5 protein-coding genes, 1 tRNA gene, 2 rRNA genes and 1 pseudogene (1 of these 9 running past the window's edge) are annotated in these 5,000 nt (G+C 61.0%); 4 read left to right on the forward strand and 5 right to left on the reverse strand.

Going from position 1 to position 5,000, the window contains the following annotated elements; translation table 11 throughout:
• Positions 1-13: 13 nt before the first annotated feature.
• Positions 14-274 (reverse strand): annotated as a pseudogene (locus tag BLW83_RS15145) (transposase); the annotation flags it as partial.
• A gap of 80 nt (positions 275-354) precedes the next feature.
• On the opposite strand from BLW83_RS15145, the gene BLW83_RS15150 reads away from it, so the two are divergent.
• The 3 genes from BLW83_RS15150 to BLW83_RS15160 all read left to right on the forward strand — a co-directional run bounded on the left by BLW83_RS15150 (position 355) and on the right by BLW83_RS15160 (position 1,651).
• Positions 355-591 carry a hypothetical protein gene (locus tag BLW83_RS15150; RefSeq protein WP_218139154.1) on the forward strand — a complete coding sequence of 79 codons (237 nt, stop codon included), beginning with the start codon at positions 355-357 and terminating at the stop codon, positions 589-591.
• Between the two features lie 24 nt (positions 592-615).
• Complete coding sequence (locus BLW83_RS15155; RefSeq protein WP_073063736.1) at positions 616-1,092, forward strand: hypothetical protein; 477 nt, start codon at positions 616-618, stop codon at positions 1,090-1,092.
• 181 nt (positions 1,093-1,273) lie between these two features.
• On the forward strand, positions 1,274-1,651 hold the full coding sequence (locus BLW83_RS15160) for a hypothetical protein (protein ID WP_090849215.1): 378 nt from the start codon (positions 1,274-1,276) through the stop codon (positions 1,649-1,651).
• Between the two features lie 242 nt (positions 1,652-1,893).
• Here the strand turns inward: BLW83_RS15160 and BLW83_RS15975 are convergent, their stop codons facing one another.
• Positions 1,894-2,256, reverse strand: coding sequence for a hypothetical protein (locus tag BLW83_RS15975; RefSeq protein WP_245728931.1), 363 nt, complete (start codon positions 2,254-2,256; stop codon positions 1,894-1,896).
• Between BLW83_RS15975 and BLW83_RS15170 the strand changes: the two genes are divergently transcribed.
• Positions 2,179-3,858: a recombinase family protein gene (locus BLW83_RS15170; RefSeq protein WP_245728932.1), complete on the forward strand. Its 1,680-nt coding sequence runs from the start codon at positions 2,179-2,181 to the stop codon at positions 3,856-3,858. The genes BLW83_RS15975 and BLW83_RS15170 overlap by 78 nt on opposite strands.
• Here BLW83_RS15170 and BLW83_RS15175 read toward each other — a convergent pair.
• From BLW83_RS15175 to BLW83_RS15185, 3 genes are all read right to left on the reverse strand, one after another.
• Positions 3,815-3,891, reverse strand: a tRNA-Met gene (locus BLW83_RS15175). The genes BLW83_RS15170 and BLW83_RS15175 overlap by 44 nt on opposite strands.
• A gap of 88 nt (positions 3,892-3,979) precedes the next feature.
• Positions 3,980-4,094 (reverse strand): 5S ribosomal RNA (gene rrf, locus BLW83_RS15180).
• A gap of 87 nt (positions 4,095-4,181) precedes the next feature.
• Positions 4,182-5,000: ribosomal RNA gene (locus BLW83_RS15185) — 23S ribosomal RNA — on the reverse strand (it continues 2,011 nt past the right edge of the window).

A 5,000-nucleotide genomic window follows, 5' to 3' on the forward strand; every position in this document is an offset into this window, starting at 1 on the left:
GCTGGCCGCGTCACTTTTTTCCCAGAGCCTCTCGAAGCAGATCGGCCTGCATGCTGAGATCGGCGAACATGCGCTTCAGTCGCCTGTTCTCATCCTCGAGGGCCTTCATCTGGCTCATCATGGATGCATCCATGCCGCCAAACTTCGCGCGCCATTTGTAAAACGTCGCGCTGCTGATCCCATGCTCGCGGCAAAGCTCGGAAACGGGCAGCCCGCCCTCCGCCTGGCGCAGCACGCCCATGATCTGGGCTTCGGTGAAACGGCTCTTCTTCATCGGAATCTCCTCGTCCATCTTGCCGAGAAAATTCTACCTTCGCATCCCCTTAACCACGGGGAGGATTACCGAATCCGCCGTTGGGCGCTCCGTTCGCCAGCGCTCTCAATGCCGGCATCGACGACCGGCAGCTCGACATCGGCTGCGTCGCCTCGCATGGCCATTTCTTCCGCGATGCCGCGACGGCCATCTATAGCTTCGAGCATGAAAACAAGGCCGCGACCGCATTTCTCTTCAAGCTTATCTCCCGGTTGCAGTTCAGCGGGACTGTCCCGATGATTGATATCGAGGCTTACGCGAAATGGCTGGTCAAATAGAGGGCTGCTGAGCCGGGAGGCGGCATGGGTGAAGGGCATAACTTCAAGCAATTGCGAGACGCGATCCTCGCCCTCAGCGAGGCCGGTGATTGGGAGGTCGCGCGCAGGGAATGGAGCCTCGTCGACATCTCCGAGGCCAACGAGCCTGAAACATGCCTCTGCGGCCATTTCCCGATCATCGAAATCTGCACTATCGCCAACCGGGTCAACGGCCATCGGGCCAAGATCGGCAACCGCTGCGTCAAACGCTTCCTGGGCTTACGCTCGGATTTGATTTTCGCCGCCATCAAGCGCATCCGGAAGGACATCACCAAAAGCCTCAATGCCGACGCCATCGTGTTCTTCAACGAGCGGGGCTTGCTGACGGCCTGGGAGTACAATTTCCTTCAGGACACGATGGCCAAGCGCGCGCTGTCGCCGGCGCAGAGCGCGACGCGCGAGAAGATCAACCGCAAGGTCCTTGAGGCGGTCGGCAAGCGCGGCTTTCGCGGGCCTGACTAGGGTGCAGAAGAAGAGGAAGGGGCGGCGTCAGCGTCGCCGCAGCGCATCCTGGCACCCGTGTTTTCGGTCGCAAGAGGCATACGGTCTCTCCATGTGACGCTATTGTCAATGGGCCCGGAAGGGAACAAGGGCAACTCAACCTCGGCCTGCCCAGGTCTGTGAAACGCTACGCGGAGGTCACATGAGCCGGAAAGAAGAGGAGCAGATGGCAGCCATGTTCGCCAAAGCGATGGCGATGATCTGCGTGCGCAACACGATGCTGGAAGGTCTTCATGCCGGGCGGGTGCCGGTAACGAAGACCGGGGATTTCTCCGATGTTTTCGTCGTTGACGCGGACGGCCAGCACATCCCCTGGACAGAGGTGTCGCGGCTCGACGACGATGAGATGCGCGATCTGATGCGCCAGGTCGTCAATCGCCTCTACACGTTTCAGGTCCGCTTCGGCGAGCCAGAGTTTCAGGCCTTCGTCGATCGCTGGCTGGGAGCGGCACGAAAATGGGATGAGCCGATGCTCGACGCTGGCCTCGCGAACAGCACATCTTACCCGGATGAATGTTGAACTATGAGCTGCCCTGCCGTACCATCGCCGCAGGACATGGCTGGAGCGTCGCGCTGTGCGAGCAGACGCTCATTTCTCCCTCGCGAGCCGCAAATTCGCACATCGTCGCGCCAGTATTTGCGCGACGCTATGCTGCTCAGGACTACGCCCATGCCCGATCCTGCCCTCTATTCCTGCCCGGACGCCGCCGGGCGCTTCTCTGTAACCGTTCGTAGTTGCTGCGTAATCTATGCGCAGGTACTTCAGGAAGCGGGACGGGAATGGCACGGCAACGACAAACCACCGCAACGAAGCTTCGGCTGGTCGCCCAGACCAGCGACGAGGCCGTTGCGCGCGTGGCCAAAGCCCGCAAGCCCGATCCCCGCCTCGTCGATCTTGTCCGGCAACTCGCCCGACAAGCTGCACGCGATTTTGTCCAACAGGAGACGGCCCGGATGCCAAGTGACCGCCTCCCCGACTGAGGAGGCCCCCGCATGAAGGTCGCGCTCTACGCCCGCTACTCGTCCGACAACCAACGCGATGCCTCGATCACCGATCAGTTGCGTATGTGCCGTCTGCGCGCCGAGAAGGAAGGCTGGACCGTCGTCGAGGAATATACCGATCATGCCATCTCCGGCTCCAGTATGATCCTGCGGCCCGGCATCCAGGCGCTGATCTCGGATTCCGCGCGCGGCCGCTTCGACATGATCATGGCCGAGGCGATGGACCGGCTTTCACGCGACCAGGAGGATATCGCCGGCATCTTCAAGCGCATGACCTATGCCGATGTGAAGATGTTCACCCTGTCCGAGGGCGAGATCACCCATCTGCATGTCGGCCTGAAGGGGACGATGAACGCGCTGTTCCTCAAGGACCTGGCGGACAAGACCCGCCGCGGGCTGCGCGGCCGCGTCGAGGACGGCAAGTCCGGCGGTGGGCTCTGCTACGGCTATGACGTCGTGAAGAAGTTCGACGCCAGCGGTGAGGCCGTTCGGGGCGACCGGACCATCAACGAAGCCGAAGCCGGGATCGTGCGCCGCATCTTCGCCGACTATCTCGACGGCAAGTCATCGCGCACGATCGCCATGGCGCTGAACCGCGAAGGCGTGGCAGGGCCGCAGGGCAGCGAATGGGGACCATCGACAATCCACGGCAATCCGAAGCGCGGCACCGGCATCCTGAACAACGAGTTGTACATCGGCAAGCTGGTCTGGAACCGGCTGCGTTACATCAAGGATCCCGACACCGGCCGGCGCGTGTCTCGCCTAAACCCGGAAAGCGAATGGGTGATCCACGAAGTTCCCGAACTGCGGCTCATTGACCAGGCCGTCTGGGATGCGGTCAAGGCACGGCAGAACCGCCTCGCCTATGATGCGGTCGAGACCAGCCCCAACCCCCTGAACGACCGGCGCCGCCCGAAGCACCTCTTCTCGGGCCTCGTCAAATGCGGCTGCTGCGGTGGCGGCTATTCGATGATCTCGAAGGACCTGCTCGGCTGCGCGACGGCGCGCAACAAGGGCACCTGCGACAACCGCCTCAACATTCGGCGCGATGCGCTGGAAGCCTCGATCCTGAACGGGCTGCGCAAGCACCTGATGGAGCCCGCGCTGTTCAGGGAGTTCTGCGACGAATTCACCAAGGAGGTGAATCGCCTGCGCATCGAGCGCGGCGCCGACCTTGAGGGCTGGAAGCGAGAGTTGGAGCGCGTCGACCGGGAACTGGACAAGATCGTGGACGCCATCCTGCAAGGCTTCCCTTTGTCGAAGTTGAAGGACAAGTCCGAGAAGCTGGAGGCTCGTAAGGTGGAGTTGACGGAGAAGCTGGCCAACGCCGATGAGCCGCCTCCGCTGCTGCATCCGAACATGGCTGCCCTCTACGCGCAGCGGATCGGCCAGCTCTATGAGAACCTGCAAGACGAGGACGGCCGTGCCCGCGCGGCTGAGACCTTCCGCTCGCTGATTGATCAGGTCACGCTCATGCCGGACAATGGCGAACTGGCGATCGTGTTGCGCGGCGACCTCGGCGCGATCCTGCGCTTTGCGGCAGGCAAGAAGAATCCCGACTTCCTTGCGGAGGCCGAGGCGCTGGACAACCTGCTCGGGGCTTCGATGGCTTCGCGGAAGGCCGGGCGCACAAATGCAAAAACCTCCGCAGCCGGGGCTTTGGAGGTTTCGCAATTATCGTTGGTTGCGGGGGCAGGATTTGAACCTGCGGCCTTCAGGTTATGAGCCTGACGAGCTACCGGGCTGCTCTACCCCGCGCCAATTGCTGCGTTTTGGTGCAGCTTCCCGCTGGTATCTTGATGCGGGGTTTAGTGATCGTTTCAGAGTGATTTGCGTTTCTTTCCAGGTCTGGCGGTAACCTACTCTCCCACGTCTTGAGACGCAGTACCATTGGCGCGACGGCGCTTAACGGCCGAGTTCGGGATGGGATCGGGTGTTTCGCTCGTGCTATGGCCACCAGACCGGGGAAGAAACGCTCAGCGTTGCCCCTTTCGGGGCAGGTGTTGTCCAAGGATGCTTTGGAGAAGACGGACTGTCTTCTTCCGGATCAAATCAAGCCAATCGAGCCATTAGTACCAGTCAGCTGAACGCATTGCTGCGCTTACACCTCTGGCCTATCGACGTGGTGGTCTTCCACGGCTCTCAAGGGATACCTTGTTTTGAGGGGGGCTTCACGCTTAGATGCCTTCAGCGTTTATCCTGTCCGTTCATAGCTACCCTGCTGTGCCGTTGGCACGACAACAGGTCCACCAGTGGAACGTTCACCCCGGTCCTCTCGTACTAGGGGCAACTCCTCTCAAGTATCCTACACCCACGGCAGATAGGGACCGAACTGTCTCACGACGTTCTAAACCCAGCTCACGTACCTCTTTAAACGGCGAACAGCCGTACCCTTGGGACCTGCTCCAGCCCCAGGATGAGATGAGCCGACATCGAGGTGCCAAACGATGCCGTCGATATGGACTCTTGGGCATCATCAGCCTGTTATCCCCAGCGTACCTTTTATCCGTTGAGCGATGGCCCTTCCACTCGGGACCACCGGATCACTATGGCCGACTTTCGTCTCTGCTCGACTTGTCAGTCTTGCAGTCAGGCTGGCTTCTGCCATTGCACTCAACGAGCGATTTCCGACCGCTCTGAGCCAACCTTCGCGCGCCTCCGTTACTCTTTGGGAGGCGACCGCCCCAGTCAAACTACCCACCACGCAGGGTCCCGGATCCGGATAACGGACCGCGGTTAGACATCAAGAGTGCGAAGGGTGGTATCTCAAGGGAGGCTCCGCGGGAACTGGCGTCCCCGTTTCAAAGCCTACCACCTATCCTGCACATCACAATCCTGATGCCAGTGCGAAGCTATAGTAAAGGTGC

This window comes from Paracoccus alkenifer, assembly GCF_900108405.1.
Lineage (GTDB): Bacteria > Pseudomonadota > Alphaproteobacteria > Rhodobacterales > Rhodobacteraceae > Paracoccus > Paracoccus alkenifer.